16 protein-coding genes and 1 pseudogene are annotated in these 19425 nt (G+C 37.8%); 3 read left to right on the top strand and 14 right to left on the bottom strand.

Annotated features, from left to right (window positions below; genetic code table 11):
* Positions 1 to 75: 75 nt before the first annotated feature.
* The 3 genes and pseudogenes from OSO01_RS04540 to OSO01_RS04530 all read right to left on the bottom strand — a co-directional run bounded on the left by OSO01_RS04540 (position 76) and on the right by OSO01_RS04530 (position 4181).
* Positions 76 to 807 (bottom strand): LytR/AlgR family response regulator transcription factor, encoded by a 732-nt coding sequence (locus tag OSO01_RS04540; protein WP_147209129.1) that lies wholly within the window; start codon positions 805 to 807, stop codon positions 76 to 78.
* Positions 795 to 2546, bottom strand: coding sequence for a sensor histidine kinase (locus OSO01_RS04535; RefSeq protein ID WP_147209127.1), 1752 nt, complete (start codon positions 2544 to 2546; stop codon positions 795 to 797). The genes OSO01_RS04540 and OSO01_RS04535 overlap by 13 nt, the downstream gene beginning before the upstream one ends.
* A gap of 157 nt (positions 2547 to 2703) precedes the next feature.
* Positions 2704 to 4181: pseudogene (locus OSO01_RS04530) on the bottom strand (UDP-N-acetylmuramoyl-L-alanyl-D-glutamate--2,6-diaminopimelate ligase).
* Positions 4182 to 4285: 104 nt separating this feature from the next.
* Here OSO01_RS04530 and OSO01_RS23245 point away from each other — a divergent pair.
* On the top strand, positions 4286 to 4432 hold the full coding sequence (locus OSO01_RS23245) for a hypothetical protein (RefSeq protein ID WP_186813555.1): 147 nt from the start codon (positions 4286 to 4288) through the stop codon (positions 4430 to 4432).
* Positions 4433 to 4551: 119 nt separating this feature from the next.
* Here OSO01_RS23245 and OSO01_RS04525 read toward each other — a convergent pair whose 3' ends face one another.
* On the bottom strand, positions 4552 to 5325 hold the full coding sequence (locus OSO01_RS04525; RefSeq protein WP_147209125.1) for an SDR family NAD(P)-dependent oxidoreductase: 774 nt from the start codon (positions 5323 to 5325) through the stop codon (positions 4552 to 4554).
* 23 nt (positions 5326 to 5348) lie between these two features.
* Entirely contained in the window at positions 5349 to 6080 is a 732-nt protein-coding gene (locus OSO01_RS04520) for an SDR family NAD(P)-dependent oxidoreductase (protein ID WP_147209123.1), read from the bottom strand.
* Positions 6081 to 6296: 216 nt separating this feature from the next.
* On the opposite strand from OSO01_RS04520, the gene OSO01_RS04515 reads away from it, so the two are divergent.
* Positions 6297 to 6902, top strand: coding sequence for a TetR/AcrR family transcriptional regulator (locus tag OSO01_RS04515; protein ID WP_147209121.1), 606 nt, complete (start codon positions 6297 to 6299; stop codon positions 6900 to 6902).
* Positions 6903 to 7051: 149 nt separating this feature from the next.
* Here OSO01_RS04515 and hmpA read toward each other — a convergent pair whose 3' ends face one another.
* Positions 7052 to 8269: an NO-inducible flavohemoprotein gene (hmpA, locus tag OSO01_RS04510; RefSeq protein WP_147209119.1), complete on the bottom strand. Its 1218-nt coding sequence runs from the start codon at positions 8267 to 8269 to the stop codon at positions 7052 to 7054.
* Positions 8270 to 8427: 158 nt separating this feature from the next.
* Here hmpA and OSO01_RS04505 point away from each other — a divergent pair, with 158 nt between their 5' ends.
* Positions 8428 to 8868 carry an RrF2 family transcriptional regulator gene (locus OSO01_RS04505; protein WP_147209117.1) on the top strand — a complete coding sequence of 147 codons (441 nt, stop codon included), beginning with the start codon at positions 8428 to 8430 and terminating at the stop codon, positions 8866 to 8868.
* 84 nt (positions 8869 to 8952) lie between these two features.
* Here OSO01_RS04505 and OSO01_RS04500 read toward each other — a convergent pair whose 3' ends face one another.
* The 8 genes from OSO01_RS04500 to OSO01_RS04465 form a co-directional block, all read right to left on the bottom strand.
* Positions 8953 to 9828 (bottom strand): alpha/beta fold hydrolase, encoded by an 876-nt coding sequence (locus OSO01_RS04500; RefSeq protein ID WP_147209115.1) that lies wholly within the window; start codon positions 9826 to 9828, stop codon positions 8953 to 8955.
* Positions 9829 to 10152: 324 nt separating this feature from the next.
* A complete protein-coding gene (locus tag OSO01_RS04495) occupies positions 10153 to 11775 on the bottom strand; it encodes an extracellular solute-binding protein (protein ID WP_147209113.1) in 1623 nt (540 codons plus the stop codon).
* A 24-nt stretch (positions 11776 to 11799) separates the two neighbouring features.
* Positions 11800 to 12690, bottom strand: coding sequence for a carbohydrate ABC transporter permease (locus tag OSO01_RS04490; protein WP_147209112.1), 891 nt, complete (start codon positions 12688 to 12690; stop codon positions 11800 to 11802).
* Between the two features lie 15 nt (positions 12691 to 12705).
* Positions 12706 to 13665 (bottom strand): ABC transporter permease, encoded by a 960-nt coding sequence (locus OSO01_RS04485; protein WP_147209110.1) that lies wholly within the window; start codon positions 13663 to 13665, stop codon positions 12706 to 12708.
* Between the two features lie 236 nt (positions 13666 to 13901).
* Positions 13902 to 14522, bottom strand: a complete 621-nt coding sequence (locus OSO01_RS04480) for a YesL family protein (protein ID WP_147209108.1) — start codon at positions 14520 to 14522, stop codon at positions 13902 to 13904.
* A gap of 165 nt (positions 14523 to 14687) precedes the next feature.
* On the bottom strand, positions 14688 to 16022 hold the full coding sequence (locus OSO01_RS04475) for an ABC transporter substrate-binding protein (protein WP_147209106.1): 1335 nt from the start codon (positions 16020 to 16022) through the stop codon (positions 14688 to 14690).
* A gap of 14 nt (positions 16023 to 16036) precedes the next feature.
* Positions 16037 to 17632: a response regulator transcription factor gene (locus OSO01_RS04470; RefSeq protein WP_147209105.1), complete on the bottom strand. Its 1596-nt coding sequence runs from the start codon at positions 17630 to 17632 to the stop codon at positions 16037 to 16039.
* Positions 17610 to 19412 carry a cache domain-containing sensor histidine kinase gene (locus OSO01_RS04465; protein WP_147209400.1) on the bottom strand — a complete coding sequence of 601 codons (1803 nt, stop codon included), beginning with the start codon at positions 19410 to 19412 and terminating at the stop codon, positions 17610 to 17612. Before OSO01_RS04465 ends, OSO01_RS04470 begins: the two co-directional genes overlap by 23 nt.
* Positions 19413 to 19425: the final 13 nt, after the last annotated feature.

The raw sequence follows: 19425 nt of genomic DNA, 5'->3' as shown, positions 1-19425 counted from the left end.
GAAATCAGGAACAAAAGGTTGTTTTTTAGATTTATCATGTTCTTTTAAGTCATTAAGATGCAACCGAAAGAAAAATTAAATCTCTAATTTTGTCCGTAATGCCTTTACATAGTTTCTGCTGACAGATAACGTGTCTTTGCTTCCCTCCAGCTGTAAGTGATACGCTCCGTTAAACCATGGTGTTAACCGCTGAATATGCTCCAGGTTAACTAAGAAACTCTTATGAATCCGGAAAAACCCATATGCCAGCAAGCGGTTTTCCAACTGCTTCAGAGGCATTTTTGTATCAAATTCACCCTGCCTGGTAACTAATTTTGTGCGTTTCTCTATTCGTGACATATATAAAATATCATTGAGTTCTAAATAATGAATATCTCCCTCCACATCTACTGCCAGCTTCCCAAGCATCTTTCCCGAATTCCCCTGTTCTTCCACACCAATTTTTTTCTCAAGCCTCTGGATTGTTTCCCCAAGCTGTTCTTCATCATATGGTTTTAACAAATAATCTACTGCGTCATATCGAAAAGCTTCCACAGCAAATTGCGGGTACGCAGTTGCAAATACCACAAACGGAGGTTTTTTTAATTTTTTGATTGCCTTTGCTACCTCCATCCCGCTCACCTTTGGCATTTCCACATCTAAGAAGATAACATCAGGCTGATGCTGCATCGTTTTCATAATAGCCTCTTCTCCTGATTCTGCTTCTTTAATGGATTGTATCTGCGGGAAATCACTCAATAAATGCTTTAACTCCTCTCGATTATACGGTTCATCATCAACGATTAGTACATTCATCAGCTGACCCATTGCTCTTTCCCCTCCTTATGCGATAAGACAAAATATATATTTGTTCCTTCATCCTGCCCTGTTTCAATCTGAAGCAAAGCCTCTTCTCCAAAAAGAATATTTAACCGCCGATTGACATTGTATAGCGCCAACCCGCTTCCAGTTTTTGAATCAATTGGTTTACGCCGTATTTGATTGACAACTTCCTTCTCTATTCCTTTGCCATTATCCTTAATGCCGATATACACACCTTCTTGCTGTTTTTTAATCACAACCTTTAAAATGCAGTCACTATCCTTATCTTTAAATCCATGCATGATTGCATTCTCAACAATTGGCTGTAAGGTTAAAGGAGGAATGATTTCTGATAATACCTCTTCATCAATCATATATTTGACTGTCAGCTTATCCTTAAAACGTTCCTCATACAGGGATAAATAGGCTTGAACCTGCTTCAGCTCCTGTTCTAAAGTCGTTATTTTTTGCGTAGCTGCAGATAAATTCTGCCTAATAAAATGAGACAGAGAAATAAGCATTTTTCTGGCCTTCACCGGATGAAGACGGATTAGTGATACAATCGTATTTAGTGTATTAAATAAAAAATGAGGATGAATCTGTGCTTGAAGTGCTTTAATTTCTGCCTCTTTCGCCAATTGATATACCCGCTCGGCCTGACCAATTTCCAGTTGATGACTAATCATGGAGCTTAACCCAGAAATAAGCTCCATATTCACATTGGTTAAATCATTTTCTGATTGAAAATAGAACTTCAGTGTACCAATTATTTCTCCCCGTTCTTTAAGAGGAGCAATAATAACAGCTTCCAGCGGACAATTATCCTTTGTGCAATGAATCGATTCTGCTGTTGCCATTTGGATTTTCCCGCTGTCTATTGCGTCTAATGTAATCTTTGTCTGAATCGGATTTTCCTGATGATGATGGTCATGTCCAAGACCGATATGCGCAAGAATCTCTGTTTTATTAGTAATCGATACTGCGCTTGTATTCAATTCTTTATGAATAATACGGCAAACTGCCTCTGCAGCTTCCATATGTAGACCATTCCGTAAATGCGTGAGCGTCTGATCAGCAATTCTTAACGTTTTTTGAGCCTGTACCGCACCAGCTTTTTCCTCTTCCTTCAGCACACTTTTTATAACCAGCAGAACCAGTACTGAGCCAATGCCATTTGCCAATATCATTGGTAACCCTATTAAATTGACTAAAGCCCATGCCTGCTCTATCGGACGAGCTAAAGCTACTATCACCAGCATTTGTACAGCTTCAGCAAAGGCTCCCACAAAAAAAGCCGTTTTTAGCTTAATTCGTTTATTTTTCCTGTAAAACAAACTTGAGATAACTCCTGCGATCATGGTTGCCACACCACAAGCAATCCCAGTAAATCCTCCCAGAGTAAAACGGTGTACCCCAGCAATTATCCCAGCCCCAATACCAACCTTGGGTCCGCCCAGCAAACCAGCAATGACAATACCGATAACCCTCGAGTTCGCAATGGCTTCCTCTGTCAATAATCCCGTTGCCCAGCGGTTAAACTGCAGGCTGTCTGTGTTCACATTCAACCCTGTATATGTTCCAATAATCCCAAAAAAGGCGAAAAACATAATTGCAGTGAGATTCTGCTGGCGATTCAGCTGATCCTGATAAAACATTTTTCGGAAGAAGCGAAGCCTTGTTAAGACAAAGGCTATCGTTACAATAATTCCAACCCGTTCTACTAACGTAATTAATAATTCGAACATCGTAAAGCCCCTTTCCGTTTTACCCTCTCGAAAACGCTCTCATTATTATAGCAGTTTCCTAGAAATTTGAAAATTGGTGCTCACAGCATTTATCAGGATAAACAAAAAAACCCTATTCAGCAAAAACTGCACGCTTTCTGCCAAATAGAGTCTTATATTATGAGATATTTTTTAAAATGGCAGTTGCTGCTTCTTTATCATCGAAATAGGTGGTTTGGTCGCCGATAATTTGATATGTCTCATGTCCTTTTCCGGCAATAAGTACAATATCTTTTGGCTGAGCCATTTTTATAGCTGTTTCAATAGCAGCTTTACGATCAAGATTACATTGATATTTACTATCATTTATCCCTTCCGCTATCTGTGCTGTTATTTTTGATGGTTCTTCTGTTCTTGGATTATCTGAAGTAATTACTACATAGTCACTGAAAGCACCTGCAATGCTTCCCATTATTGGCCGCTTATCAGGATCACGATCCCCGCCACAGCCAAACACGGTAATAACACGCCCTTCAGCAACTTCCTTTAAGGTGGTCAATACATTTTGTAAAGCGTCTGGTGTATGAGCGTAATCAACAAGTACCGAAAAAGGCTGGCCGGCATCAACTGATTCCATTCTTCCTTGAACACTATCTAATTGTTTTAAGCTGTCACGAATACTTTCCAGTGAGATACCTTCCAGTAGAGCTGCTGTAATGGCAGCTAATGTATTATAAATATTAAAACGGCCAATCAGCTTTAAATGAATATCTATTTCCCCCTTGAAGGTTTCTGCTTTAAAGGAAATACCACCGGCTCCCATAATAATATTTTTTACAGAAACATCTGCTTTATTATCAATACCATAGGTTATGACTTCAGCTGATGCTATCTTGCTAAAATATGCTGAGGCAGGATCATCTGCATTTAAAACGGCATAAGATTTATTTTTATCCGAACTATTATCCCCCAATCTGGAAAACAAAAGCCCTTTCGCCTCTTTGTACTTTTCAAAATCTTTATGATAATCTATGTGATCCTGGGTTAGATTTGTAAATATACCCACTTTAAAACGACATCCTATCACTCTGCTCATATCCAGCCCTTGACAACTTACTTCCATCACACAGCAGTCTACTCCCTGGTCAGCCATTTCTCTTAAATTCTTCTGCAATGCTGGCGGTTCATGTGTATTAATTTGGACAGGATTTAATTTATCCTTGATTTTCACTCCATTATTCCCCATCAACCCCATATTTAATTTATGATTAGAAAATATCGTATCTATTATGTAAGATGTTGTTGTTTTGCCGTTTGTTCCTGTAATCCCATAGAGTTTAAGCTGACTGGAAGGTTAATCATAAAAATGAGCTGACATTACCGCCATTGCATATCGGGCGTTCTTCACCCATATTTTTGTAACACCAGGATAGTTATCCACTTCTTTTTCAACAACAATTGCCGCTGCTCCAGCTGAAACAGCTTCTTCTATATAATCATGTCTATCTGCCAGAAATCCTTTAATACCAGGCACACAAATAAAAATATTCCCTTTTTCAATTTTTCTGGAATCCATGTGAATCCTGTGACAAGAACATCCGTATTTCCTTCCGTTTCTTTTACCGCCAGTAAATTAATCAGTTCTTTTAACTGCACTCATTCGCCCTCCTTTAACACTTAAATACTATCATAATATGAATATTTTTCAGGTGTTTATTGTTATAATTATACTATATGAAAAGGGAAAGGAGAATCTGACTATGGAGAAGGAATTTGTAGGCATCTGTGGTGTTTGCGAGAAAAACGTTTACTGTCATAACGGCTTTTTAGAAGGTGTTGTGCAAGAGGATCATACACTGGTCTGTTTTTCATGTCATAATGAAGATAAAGAAGATAAATCTTTATAATTATGCTCCATTTATAGCTAACTTTTTTCATCTTATAAATGGAGCACCTTATTTACTCTTCATTGGCAAACTTTTTTCATCATCTTATACGAGAAGCCCGCCTGTTATAACTCTCTTAATTAAGAACTCGTTGTCCATCCACCATCAACTACCAATTCTAAGCCTGTTACATACTTTGATTCATCCGATGCTAAATACAGATATGCATTAGCAATATCCAAAGACTCTCCAGCATAAGGCTTTAAAGGAGTTCTTCCCTTAAAATTTTCTCCCATTTGTTCCCGGGATTTAATACCAGTTTTTTCTGCCATCCCGGTAAAAATAGCTCCAGGATGAACCGAATTCACACGGATATTATCTTCACCAAACCATTGTGCCGCATGCTTTGTCAAAGATCGTACCGCTCCCTTAGAAGCACTATATGCGGCTCCTTCTGCATCACCAATCCCGCCGACAATCGCAGCAATAGAAGAGGTATTCACAATAGATCCGCCACCCTGCTTTTGCATATGCGGGATCACAGCTTTCATCCCTAACCACACTCCAGTGGTATTTATCGCCATTACCTTATTCCAATCATCCAGCTCAGCTTCGAGAATTCCTTTTGCCATATGAATACCTGCATTGTTTACTAATACATCTATTTTCCCGTATTGCTCCATTGTTCTGTCAATCACATAATCCCATGATTTCTGGTCCGATACATCCAACCTTAAGGCAATAGCATCTCCGCCGCCTTTAACAATTTCGTCTACCTTTTTCTCTAATAAATCTACTTCCACATCTGTAGCGACTACCTTTGCTCCTTGTTCAGAAAATAATTGTGCACCAGCCAGCCCCATTCCACTTGCAGCTCCTGTGATAATAGCTACTTTTCCAGCTAATCTGTCCATCTAACTCATCTCCATCCCGTTTTTTATTGCGCACTTAGACCGCCATCAATTACTAATTCTGATCCCGTCATATAACTTGACTCATCCGATGCCAAAAAGATGACCAGATTGGTTACCTCTTCCGGTTCTCCAGCTCTTCTTAAAGGAAACATACTAACCAATTCATCGTTAATCAGATGCTCTGTCATTGGCGTCCTTATAAATCCCGGATGGACTGAATTCACCCGAATTCCAAATTCGCCTAATTCCAGTGCTGCCGATTTTGTCATACCTCTTACAGCAAACTTTGAGGCTGTATACGCACCTTTTTTATATGCTCCAATAATTCCGGCCAATGAGGATATATTAACAATGGATCCTTCCTTAGTTTTTTTCATCGATGGAGCAGCATGCTTCATTCCCAAGAATACAGAAACCTGATTCACATCAATCACTTTTCGGTATGTTTCTTCAGGGTAGTCTTCTAAATCAATTTCAGAAATATCAATCCCCGCGTTATTAATCAAAACATTGATTGGTCCGAAGGCTTCTTCTGTTTCCCGCACCACCTTTTCCCAATCTTCTGCTTTGGTAACATCATGTTTTATAAAGAGAACATTACTACCTAGTTCCTGTTTTAATTTTCTCCCATCCTCCCCCAATATATCTGTAACCGCGACTTTTGCTCCTTCTTCCACCATTCTTCTAACATGCTGAGCTCCCATTCCTCTTGCACCACCTGTAACAATTACTACTTTCCCCTTCAATCTGTCCATACGTTATTACCTCCCTAATTAATATGTCTGTAAATTGAGTAACTCAATGAATACGTGTAGAATAAATATTAGCAAACGCTTACAATATTAATCTTAACTTAAGTATAAATGCTCACTTCACATATTCAATCATTAAAAAAAAGAAATCTGTATGGTTAGTCAACATATTTAGAAATACTGTTGCACTGCCAATCTATCATTAAGGAGGATATATTTATGGTTACAGACAGTGAAGCAGAAGATCGACGGATTCGAAGAACTAAAAAGAACATGCAAAATGCATTCATTTTGTTATTGAATGAAAAAGATTATCACCGTATTACAGTAACAGATATCGTAACATCTGCGGATTATAATCGAACAACATTCTATCGACATTATCAAGATAAAGAAACATTAGTCCATGATTTAATCCATTCTATCTTGGAAGATTTAACTGAATCCTTCCGTTTTCCCTACAAAAATAAGAAATGGCTTACGGTAGATAGTTTATCCTCTTCCAATGTAATTATTTTTTATCACATACTGGATAATATTAATTTCTATCAGCTATGGAAAGATTCAGAAGGTATCCCCGGATTCCAGTCACAATTTATCAATACACTAATCCAGCTGCACAAAAATGACATCTCTAACTACGCAAATCAAGAGTTGGATATGGATGATGAATTGTTCATTACTTATCGTGCTTACGGTGTTTGGGGATTAATTATAAATTGGATAAAAAGTGACTTCCAGATACCAGTGGAGGATATGACAAATCAATTAATTAAAATCTTAAATTATCATCCAGTTTCAAAATACAAACTAAATAATTATTAGATAAGCGGATGTCCTGCATTTCTGTTATTTTTATTTTAAAACAAAGCCATAAAAAAAGACCAGCCTAAGAAGATATTTGCCTACTCAAAAGTTAACCATAACTCTTAAAATAGACTCTCTTCATAAGCCAGTCTCATCAGTCTTATTATTTAATTCGCAAGCTCATCCATAGGTCCAAAGAATTCAAAATGAATATCATCATCCGCAACATTCAATTTTCTTAAAAGGCCATTTATTGCACTCATAAATCCTTTAGGCCCACACATATAAAAGGATGCGTCTGTAGTTGGAATAACTGTTTTTAACCAATCATAATCGATAAATCCTTGTTTATCACACGCATCGGCGTTGGAATTATCCTCATAAACTGTATAATGGGTCACTTGCTCATTTGCTTCTGCAATAGATGCTACTCTGTCTTTCATTGCATGATAAGCCCGTGATCTTGTCGCATGAATAAAGATAACTTTTCTTTCAGGCTGCTCTTTTACAACAGTTTCCAGCATACTTACTAATGGGGTTAAGCCGACCCCTCCACTAATTAACACTAACGATCTTTGCTCTGCATCATTCAATACAAAATCTCCAGATGGCGAACTGATCGAAACTACAGATCCTTCTTGTACCTGATTGTGTAAATAGTTCGATACAATGCCTTCAGGATTATGTTCATTTTCCCGCTTCACACTGATCCGTAAGAAATTCTGACCAGGCGCTGCAGATAAACTATATTGGCGTAGATGATCATAAGGCTCACCATCAATTTGTGCTTTTATAGTGATGTATTGACCTGGTCGATAAGATGGAATTTCTCCATTATCTGCAGGTTTTAAATAAAAGGAAGTAATAACTTCACTTTCCGGGATTTTTTCAGCGACTGTAAAATCACGAAATCCAACCCAGTCCCCAGAAGCATTTTGCTTTTCGTCATACATTTCTTTTTCCACACTGATAAAAACATCTGCAATAACGCCGTAAGCTTTTCCCCATGCCTCGATAATTTCATCTGTGGCAGCGTCTCCAAGTACTTCCTTAATCGCTATTAACAGGTATTTCCCTACAATAGGATATTGTTCCGGCTTTATATTTAAGCTCGTATGTTTATGCGCTATTTGCTTCACATTAGGCAGGATATTCTCCAAATGTTCGATATTTGCTGCCGCTGCATATACTGCCCCAGCTAATGCTTTTGACTGTGCTCCTTTCCTCTGATTTGTCTGATTAAAGACATTCTTTAATTCTGGTTCATTCTCTAACATAATTTTATAAAAGTGTTTTGTAATAGCTTCCCCGTGCTCCTGTAATACAGGAACAGTCGATTTAATAATTTCAATTGTTTTTTGATCTAATCCAACTGCAGTACTCATTTAAAAACGCTCCTTTGTTATATATTATTAATACTAATAAATAAAACATGTATTTAAAATACATCTTTTATTCTATTCCTGTTAAAATGTGAATTCAATGTGTCAAAGACAATTTTATGTTACAATTATGTGAAATAATTAACAAATGGAGAGATACTATGAACTTAAAAAAATATACAGACTTCTCCTTACGCGTCTTGATTTTTACGGGGTTAAAACCAGAGGAAGAACTTTCAACCATCAAAGAAGTATCCGATGTATATTCCATCTCACCTGAGCACCTGAGAAAGGTTGTCCATGATTTAACAAAAAGAGGTTTACTACTATCGGTCAGGGGAAGAAATGGCGGTTTCCGTCTTGCTAAATCTGCTTCAGACATAAATATTGGATTATTAATCCGCTCCCTGGAGAGTGATTTTAATCTGCTCGAATGCTTTGATAAAGGTACCGATCATTGTGTGATTTCACCAGGCTGTTCCCTGAAGCACGTCTTGAATAAAGCATTATTTCAATTTTTTAAAGTGCTGGAGGAATATACGCTGGAAGATTTGATACAGAATGAGGAAGAACTGAAGGAACTGATGGGGATGAAAAGTTAATACAGGAAGATGCTCTTGCAATTTATCATGATGTTATTTATAAGACAGCGATACAAGAACATCTTTTAAAACAAGTATTTATTTTCAGGAATGTGCTTTATTCTTGGTAAAGACTTCTCCGTCCTCTACTTTTACAAACGCGCGGACCATCTCATTGAATTTCTTCTTTTCCTCAATGTATGGAAAATGATTACTGTAAGAATAAGCATATAATCTGGAATTAGCCAGCTTCATCGCTATTTCCTCTGAAAACACATATGGACACTGCGCATCGTGTACCCCACAGTATACAAATACAGGTATTTTTACATCTGGCAATTCCTGAGTAATATCGTATTCTGGTAATTCCCTATATGAATAATAATCCAATCTGCTGCCTATTGTTTTTCCGCTGCTTGGCCTTTGGAAATATTCTTCTCTTTTCTCTGGGTAATATAAGGACATATCTGACCATTCTTTATTCGCCTGTCGTCGCTCAGCTTTATCCGTTGAAATTTTTAAGATGTTAAGAATCTCTAATAAACGTTTATTATAAGGGGATTCTTTGCAGTAGATACTTTCTGGGTGCTTCATATACTGCCTGGATGCAGCCGCACCTCCGACAATTACTTTTGTTAAAGAATCCGGTTTTAAAATCGCATATTTCAGTCCAAGCATTCCACCTGTCGAATGTCCGGCAAAAGTCCATTTTTCATAACCTAGAGCTTCCCGTATTGCTTCCAAATCATACACTGATTCTGCCATGCTTAATTGGTATTCTTCCTCTGCTTCACAGGAATTTCCGGCTTCTCTTAAATTTACTAGAATCACCGAGAAATAATCGGTAAACTCATCGGAAAAATAATCTCCAAGCTCATTGAACTCACTATATAAATGTGTTGAACATAAAGGTTCTCCTTCTCCTTTACGAAAAATTTCGAAATCTCCCCTTGCTGTTTTCACAATTTCTTGTTCCCACATTTTAAAACCTCCCTTATTTGAATTTTAACATAATTATTCAAATCGCAAGTATATTACCATGGAAAAATTTGGTTCGTTCTTCTATAAAACAAAAATCACAGAAACCAAATCCTGCCTACTAAACTTACCTTTGATTTTTTGCGGTTTATTTTAATACATTTTCAAGCTGACTATTAATCCATTTTTACCATCAGCTTCATTGTTACTCCTTTTTTTCAAATGCTTCATTAATTTAAACTAACTCATAAAATCTTCTATTCTACTTAAAAAACCTTATACAGGATTATCTTTCCTGTATAAGGTCGAGTTAATTTCTATATAGAACTATTCTACAGCCTCTGCCTCTACTTCTGCATTTCGATCATAGGCACCTTGCTTGATTTCTAACCATTCCTGATAACCTAAACGATCCAATTCGGCAAGGTAGTCCTCCCACTCCTCATCTGCTTTACCATTGGTAATCCACTCAGACTTCTTGCGTTCCACATATGGGAATAAATCATTTTCAATATCACTAAGCTGCTTTAATTCGTCTAAAGACATAAATACTTTTGGGTAAATATTATCATTATTCATGTAAGGCACTAATGTTTCATGCAGCTGATCCAATCTCCATGCTGCATCATCTGGCATCGTCGTTACATTCCCATAATAACTATCCAAAACAGCTAACGGTCCGCCAATAGATGTCTCTTCACGCAGTTCTACCGGTGCTGTACCTTCCAACGGTAAATGTTTCAACATACCTTCATTCTCATCATATTCAAAGATATTTTGCTTCTCTTCATCTCCATAAGTTCCCCAGTTATCCTGTACGGATTGCAGCGGATCATACAGCTGGTCAATCCACTTAGCTGTCAGCTCTAAATTCTCATTTGCAGATGTAATAACCATACGTGAACGGTCAAATCCCATTCCATTGGATCGGGCGACATGCTTACGTCCATCAGGTCCTTCTAACGGAGGAAGCATTGCATAATCTTCGGTGCCGGAAATATTTGCCATATCCCACGTAAAGTATAAACCGTAACGTCCTTCCTGTCCTTTAGCTAAGTACGTATTCCATTCCTGCTCAAAGGCTTCTACATCAATCAAATCTAATTCATATAATTCATTTAAATAGTTAATAGCATCTTTATAACCGTCCTGCGCAGAGGTGAACAAGACTTCATCTTCATTGGTGACAACGGTATGATCCCAGTTCTCTCCTTCACCAAATGGTGAGAATAAGAAGGATACATCTTCCCCGCCATTGCTGATCATAAACGATAATGGAATCGTTTGACCATCTCCAGCCATATCATTCTCCTTGAAAGCAATCAATGCCTCTTTTAACTCTTCTGTCGTTGAAGGCATTTCTAAGCCCAGTTCATCTAACCACTTTACATTAATCCATCCTGTAGCGTCTAAAGAATGGATACTTTCTTTGCCAGATCCTAATTCCTCAATCCACGGAAAAGCATAGATATGGCCGTCTGGTGCTGTCATCATAGCACGATATTCCGGTGCTTCTTCTAACACAGCCTGCAGATTCGGCATATACTGATCAATTAAATCCTCTACAGGAATAATTGCTTCATCAGAGGCTAAATCCAATAATTCATAATCACTATAATGTGTATTCATGATAGCATCTGGTAAGTCACCACTTGCGACTGCCAGGTTACGCTGCTCAGTAAAGGATTCGCCTGAGAAACTCTTCCAGTCAATATGAACCCCTGTCTGTTCTTCTAAACGTTGCAGGATTAACTTATCATTAGGGTCTTCCGGCGCCATTGGCGAGCTTTCTGTAATAAACTTCAAGCTGATATCCTCTTCCTCTATCGGAAAAGTGATGTCACTTAATTCATAATCCTCTGACGATGCCTGATCACTTTTCCCGCAGCCCGCCATGAGTAGCAGACCTGCAAACATAGCTGCCGCTAAATAACGATATAAACCTTTCATACTTTTATCCCTCACTTTTTTATATTATTTTAATGATCCGACCATAACACCTTTTTCAAAGTACTTTTGGAAGAATGGATACATTATCATCAATGGTAAACTTGCTATAACAATTGCCGAGTATTTAATCATTTCTGCCAGACGCTGCAATTCTGCTCTTGCCATCTGGTCTCCAATCATCCCCGGCTGCACTTCATTTTGTATCAAAATATCACGTAAGATTAACTGCAATGGATACAGGCTTCGATCTTCCAAATAAATCATTGCGTCAAAATAGGCATTCCATTGGCCAATGAAAGAGTACAGGGCTAGTACAAAGATAATCGGTTTCGATAACGGCAGAATAATGCTTAAAAATATTCTCGCATCGGAAGCCCCGTCAATCATTGCAGCTTCTATCAGTCCCTTTGGTAATCCTCTAAAATACGTTCTTGCCAAGATAATATTCCAAACAGTAATTGCGCCCGGCAAGATAATTGCCCACGGTGTATTGAGCATCCCCAGTTCTCTTACTAACAGATAAGTTGGTACCATCCCGCCGTTAAAAAACATCGTAATAATGAAATAGAGCATAAGGGCTTTCTTGCCAACTAAGCCATCAACAGATAAAGAATAACCTGCCATAATCGTAAAGATGACGGATACCAATGTAAAACCAGTCGCATAGAGAATAGAATTCAAAAAGCCTCTCATAATTGTGCCATCCTGAAAAATACGGACATAGCCATCTATTGTCCAATGACTGGGATTAAAAGAGATTCCTTTTGTCAGTAATACATCAGGCTGCAGGAAGGAACCCAGCAGAACATACAAAAGAGGGACAGTTACGATTAGTACAATCAGACCTAACATAATTTTGTTAAGAAATAAGATAAATTTATCAGACTTAGAATTATTAATTAATTTATTATCCATGAAACTGCCTCCTCTCTAATACAATGTTTCTCCATTTACTTTTTTCACAATAAAGTTAACGATAACTAATAAGACTAGACTTATAATTGAATTAAATAATCCCATCGCCGCACCAAACGACCAGTCTGCTGCTTGCAGCCCCCGCTTGTAAACGTACGTATCAATAATCTCTGAAGCTGGTATGTTCATAGAAGTTTGGAGTAAGTAAGCCTTTTCAAAACCAATCGCCATAATTCCTCCAACCGCTAATATAAACAACACAGTCATCGTCGGCTTCAATGCCTGTAGATCAATATGTCGGATTCTCTGCAACAATGTTGCACCATCCATTGTGGCTGCATCATGCAGCTGCGGATCCACATTGGAAAGTGCTGCCACATAAATAATGGAAGCAAATCCTGCCCCTTGCCAAATACCTGAAGCAATGAAAATCGTTCGAAAATATCCTGGTTCAGACATAAATGAAATTGGCTGATCAAATACTAAACCGAGAATGGTATTTAGAGGACCTGCCGGGGATAAGAAAATAAAAATCATTCCCGCAATAACTACCACTGAGATAAAATGTGGTGCATAAATGATTAATTGAATATTTTTTTTCACTCTCGCCTTTCTCAATTGATTCAGCATCAGTGCCAGAATAATTGGAACTGGAAACCCTAGTAAAAGGTCAAAGGCACTCAATTTAATAGTGTTCATAAAAATTTGCTGAAAGTTAGGAGATTCTAAGAAGTTACGAAAATGCTCAAATCCTACCCATTCGCTCTCCCACACCCCTTTTATAGGGCTGAAATCTTTAAAAGCAATGGTTACTCCATACATTGGAACATAATTAAAAATAAAAACTAACACAATAGCTGGTAACAAAAACAAATAAAGAATATAATTTTTTCGGATATATGCCAGCGCACCGCTTTTCTTTTTCTTTACTGGCGGTGTGTTGCCGTATAATGTATCTGACTTTGATGTTGCCATCTAAACCCTCCCTTGCTTAAGCTCTACTCTTTGCTGTAATCTTCTCGTAATCTAAATATAGCAAAGTTTGTATGCGTTTTATTTCAATATTTTAGGGCGATAGATTATAAAATTTTCGGTTCATAATTTCGATTCCGAAATATTACTCTGAGGAGAAAAAAAGGATAATCACAGGCTGACAAAAAATTAAAAACCTGTGGAGTAAAAGTGTTCCTTTACTTCACAGGTTTATCTAATTATGTGGATTCATGTAAAACTTGCTTCTTAGGAAATGATAATGAGGCAATCTTCATCATCACAAAACTCATAAAGCTGGCGCCGAGTACAAAAACTAATGCCGGAACGAGTATATATAAGTAGATAACCGCCGCAACAAAAGCTGCTAACATAATTGTTTGTAAAGGACGGGCAATCGTTAATATACAAGCATATCGGAAATATTCATTCCACTTCAGGTCAAAGTGAACATATACCGGAAAGATATAAAGCATTGCTACCAGATAAAATATACCAATGATAAGAATAAGATTAAAGAGCAGCACCTGCATACTTTCCTGACTGATATTCTGTACAATACGAAAATCTATTAACAGGAATAAACCGATAAAAGAAACGATATATCCGAGTATATTAGATGTCTTAAATGAGGCTTTAAAATGAGTAATAAACTCCGGAAATACCGCTGCATCTTCATCTTCAAGAATCATTTTCCTTACAACGGCAAACAGAGCTGCTGTTGCCGGAAAGATACCAAGAACAATGCCTCCCAATAAAGTAAATGCTGCCCATAATAGATTTAAATATATTAAATTGAAGCCAAGCGTACCCATTCGCATATACCATCTTTTTTCAATCATATTGTGCTCTGCTCCTTTTTTATTACAGATTAACAGCCAGTAAAGACCCAATTTATCCTATAGGGAAGAAATCTCTTTATAATCACTGTATCAAAAAAGCAAGGCTCTCGATTGTAATATTTTTGGAATAGATATTATAAAATCTTTGGCTTAGAGTCAAAAAAATTAATCGGCTTGTCTCAGACGCTGATTAATAGCTTCTACCGCTTCCTCCACAGAAGCTTCTACATCCTTATTCGCCAGGCCAACATCTTCAAATAATTTTTTTATCGCTATACTTATATCAGGATAGACCGGTGTAACCGGACGATTTCTGGAGTAAGAATATGCTTGCTCTGCAAAGATGTTATAAGGGTAGGTATTAAATTCAGGAAGATCTTCGGCTACTGAATAACGTGCTGGAACCTCTCCCGTGATAGAGCTATATTTCTTCATAGGCTCATAGCTCGTTACATAGCGGATAAACTCCCATGCCTCCTCAGGATGACTGGTAGTGGAAAGTATGCCAAGAGCCCAACTTCCATTCGGAACAACCTGATATTTTGATTTTGGAAGCGGGGCAACTCCAAAGTCCTCTCCCAGCTTCAATCCATTTTTCTCTAAATCCGTTATTGCCCACGCGCCAAGTACCGTCATTACTAATTGGCCCTCCTCAAAAGCATTCGCTGGAAACTCCCTGACAGCCACTTTATCTTTATGGTATAAATCCTGATAAAATTGCAAAGCCTCCATCGTTTCTGCTGAATCTAAGTATCCGCTGGCTGTTGTTGCATCAGGACTAATCACTTCCCCGCCAAATTGCCAGATAATCGGAAGTTTGAAATAAGCAGGCGCCTCGCCACTCCCAAATCCTTGGGCTGGGTCGATACCGTAAATTCCTTCTTCCGGTCTCTGAACTGCTTTCAATAACGTAACAATTTCTTCCCATGTCATCGGGTTAGCAGGATCGCTATCCGGAAAGGGAAGATTTGCTTCTTCCAATAGATTCATATTGTAGTATAGGGCGATACTCGATTCGATTAATGGCATCAGATATAATTGATCTTTGTAAGTTAATCCTTGGGTAATTGTCTCCGGGAAATCTTCCTCCAGTCTGTCTTCCTCTGTTAAATATTCATTTAACGGCATCAGGAGATCTGCCTCCGCATATAGAGCTAAATAAGGACTGTCAATTGCCATTATATCTGGTCCTGTACCAGTAACTAGTTCTGTCCGCAGCTCTACTTCATAATTGGCATACTCTATATTTTGCATGGTGACATGAATATGAGGATGGGATTGGTGAAAATCTTCCAGAATCTCGTTATAAGCCTTGTTTTCTGCTGCATTTCCGTAATTACGCCAAAATGTTAATTCAACAACGTCCTCCAGCTCTTCTTTCTGCTCAGAGTCTTCCTTTTCATCTTGTATAGACAAAGGTTGTACCAATATAATCAAGTAACCAATGACAATACTGACTAATATCACAAATAAGCTGTAATAAATTATTCTTCTTCTCATGATACAACACCCTTTTATACCGGATCGAATGACTTTCGATAATTAGCTGGAGTTTCGTTTACATGCTTTTTAAAGACGATACTAAAATAAGCAGAGCTGGAAAACCCGACAAGATTAGCTACATCAATTATTTTTAAGTGCGGGTCCTTTAAGAATTTCTTTGCCTCCTTCACTCGGACTTCAGTTAAATATTCACTAAAGTTTTTGCCGATTTGTACTTTAAAAATCTCTGATAAATAAGCGCTGTTAATATGAAAAAGCTCAGACAAAATGGTCAGCGAAATATCATTCCCGTAATACTGATCAATATAACGGCGGACCATGTCAACAATCTGTTTCCCATCCGTTGTTCTTGTATCATGAATTTGGGCAACAATTAATTTAGCAAGCTCAGTAAGATAAGCGATGACTTTGCTCTGGTCATTTAATTGCCAAATGACTTGCTGGCATTCCCAAATCAATCGCTGTGCATTGTTGTTCTCAACATTATATTTTTTGGCAATGGAACCGAGACAAAACAAAATCCGGTTCGCAACAATCGAAGAAGACAGTACCGATTGAGTTGTTGTTTCACCCAGAAGAGATTCCAGCTCTTTGTGAAATCTGGACATATCCATCTGTTCAATTGCATTAATAATATGCTTCTCCAGGTCTGGTGAAAAATCCATCAGCTCTTCTCTTCTGACATGCTCATCAATTACCTGTGAATGATGGTTTAACTGATTCTGACTCCATGAGAGCAAACTGGAAATATAGCCTGTCTTCAATTCCGACAAGCCATTGACAGGATTTCCGATTCCAATCACGGTCTCTAGCTTCAAAAGTTTTTTTATCTGATACTGAATCGTTTTCGTTAATTGGGTAGGATGATTATCAAAATTCTGATCTAATATGATAAGAAAGTGCATCATATTTGTATAACCCAGATCATAAAAGGCGAACATGCCCGGTCTTGGTTCGACTAATTCTTTGCAAAGCATTTGAAAAGCCATCCGTAATTCGTTCACCCGATTCGCCTGACCACTAAAGTCTCTCACTCCAACACTGATAAATTGTACCTTTAAGTCCTCTTTAAGCAGCATATCCAGCTTCAGTTGTTCAAGTCTCTCTTTTACCAGGCTATATTGAAACCACTCTTCCTTGACCAGCGACAGCAGATATTGTTCTTGTACCTCCTGAAATTGTGTCCGTGCCTGCCGCTTAACACGATCCAGTTCAAGCTGCCTCAAGCGATCGTGGTCAATTTCATTCTTCATTTGCCTTAATACCTCTGCCAATTCAACTGGATCCACCGGTTTTAGCAGATAATCCCTTACCCCTTTTTTCATCAGACTTTTCACATATTCAAAATCGGAATAACCAGACAGTACGATTACTTTAGTATTTGGATATTTTTCCCGGCAATGTCTTGCCAGCTCTATTCCATCCATGATCGGCATCCGGATATCGGTCATCACCAAGTCTACCTTTTCTTCCTCCAGTTTTGTCAATGCTCCTCCCCCATTCGCAGCCTCTGCTACAATATGGAACCCTAATTCCTCCCAATCCACTTTCCATCGTAAACCCTTGCGAATTTGGATTTCATCATCAACGATTAAGACGTTCCTCATCCATCATCTTCCCTTCTTCTGCTATTTGCAGGATGATTATCGTACCTTTGTTTAATTCTGTCTCAATTCGATAATTGAATCGATCTCCATAATATAAATGCAAGCGATCCAACACATTCTTAAGTCCGATACTGTTGCCACTGCTCTCCAGAGTATCTGCCTGACTACTCATTGATAAATTTTGAATTACTTCATCCGGTATCCCGACACCGTCATCTGCAATCTGCAATGTTAACTGGTTATCTTGATATTTGGACTTTATTTTCACACTAGCATGTTCTTTAGAAATCAAACTATATTTCACTGCATTTTCCACTAATGGCTGAATAATAAATTTAATAATCGGAAATTCCTTTGCTTGCGGATCTTCCTCAATTGTTATTTGAAGGTCCCCTTCATAACGAAGCTCAAGAATTTTGGCATAGTTACGGATATATTGTATCTCCTCTGTCAATGTTACCAGGTCTGATTTTGTGTTTAAGGCATAGCGGAGCATCTTTCCTAAATAAACACTTACATTTACCACCTCTTTGTTCTTTCCCTGGGCTGCTAAGCCGCCAATAATTTCAAGGGTATTATTAAGAAAATGAGGGTTAATTTGCAGTAACAAAGCCTTATATTCAGCATTACGCCTCCGAATATTGGTTTTATATTCACTATCAATCAGCTGTTTCAAACGAACCACTGTCTGATCAAATACTTCTACTAAATAGCGGATTTCATTATTCTCTGACCGGATTGTCGGTATAATCTTCTGCGCCTTTTTAAAGTCCCCTTTCTCCAAATAATGCATTGCCTTCATCAATCCCCGTAAAGGATCTGTAATCGAAGATGAGAAAAGAAAGGAAGCAATAATAGTAATTAAAAACAAACCTACACTTAGTAACAACAGGCTTTTCTGTAATTGATTGGAATGAGAAAATAAATCATCCTCCGTTACTTCACTAATTAAAATCCAATTCCCTACGGATAATTGCTGATAAAACAATAAATAGGTTTCCTGTTCATTTTCTATTTCAAGCAATCCCTGATCCTCTTCCTTATGTGCAATCTGTTTCAAAGACTCTTCAATAATAGACTGAGGGGTATCGATCTCCTCTGTTAAAACATTTTCACCTTGGGAATCTATAATAAATGCATAGCCACGTTCACCTATTTTAATTTTATCCAGGGAATTTTCTATCATTTCTGTTGAAAAATTCACCTTGATAACCCCGCTATCCTGAAGGGTATTTAAATCAACTAAAGGGATAAGATGGCTGTTAATAGGCATTTCCCGCATTAATGCTGATTGCTGGTTTGTATCTATGTGAGAATGGGTAAAAGTCTGATCATTTCCCATAAAATCCTGATACCATTCCGTTTTATCCAGTTCCGGGTAGTCACCCCAAATTCCTTCCCCATCATGTGTAAAAATGGAAACAGAAATATTATTAGAATTATTGACCATCATGGAACTGAGCATGGCATTAAGCTCATTTCTCACCATTAATCTGGCCGTTTCCAATGTTTCATCATTATTATTGTTGCTATTCTCCACCCGCAGCCAATCCTGTGTAATAGAATTCGCTAATACCTGCTGCCCCACGTCAGTCGCCTGCATCGTAACGGAGTCAATATAGAGAGAGAATTGATCCATCATACCAATTGTCAGCTCTTGCGTTTGTTCCTTTATATAATTTGTAAATAAACTTGGCATAATTAGAGACAAGATTAAAAAAGGAATAGTTAATACACAGGAAAAAACAAGAAATAATTTATTTCGCAACGACAAAAACATATCAAATCCTCCA

This window comes from Oceanobacillus sojae, assembly GCF_007991515.1.
GTDB lineage: Bacteria > Bacillota > Bacilli > Bacillales > Amphibacillaceae > Oceanobacillus > Oceanobacillus sojae.
The sequence above is the reverse complement of the archived record's forward strand: the minus strand, read 5'-3'. Positions and strand labels throughout refer to the sequence as shown.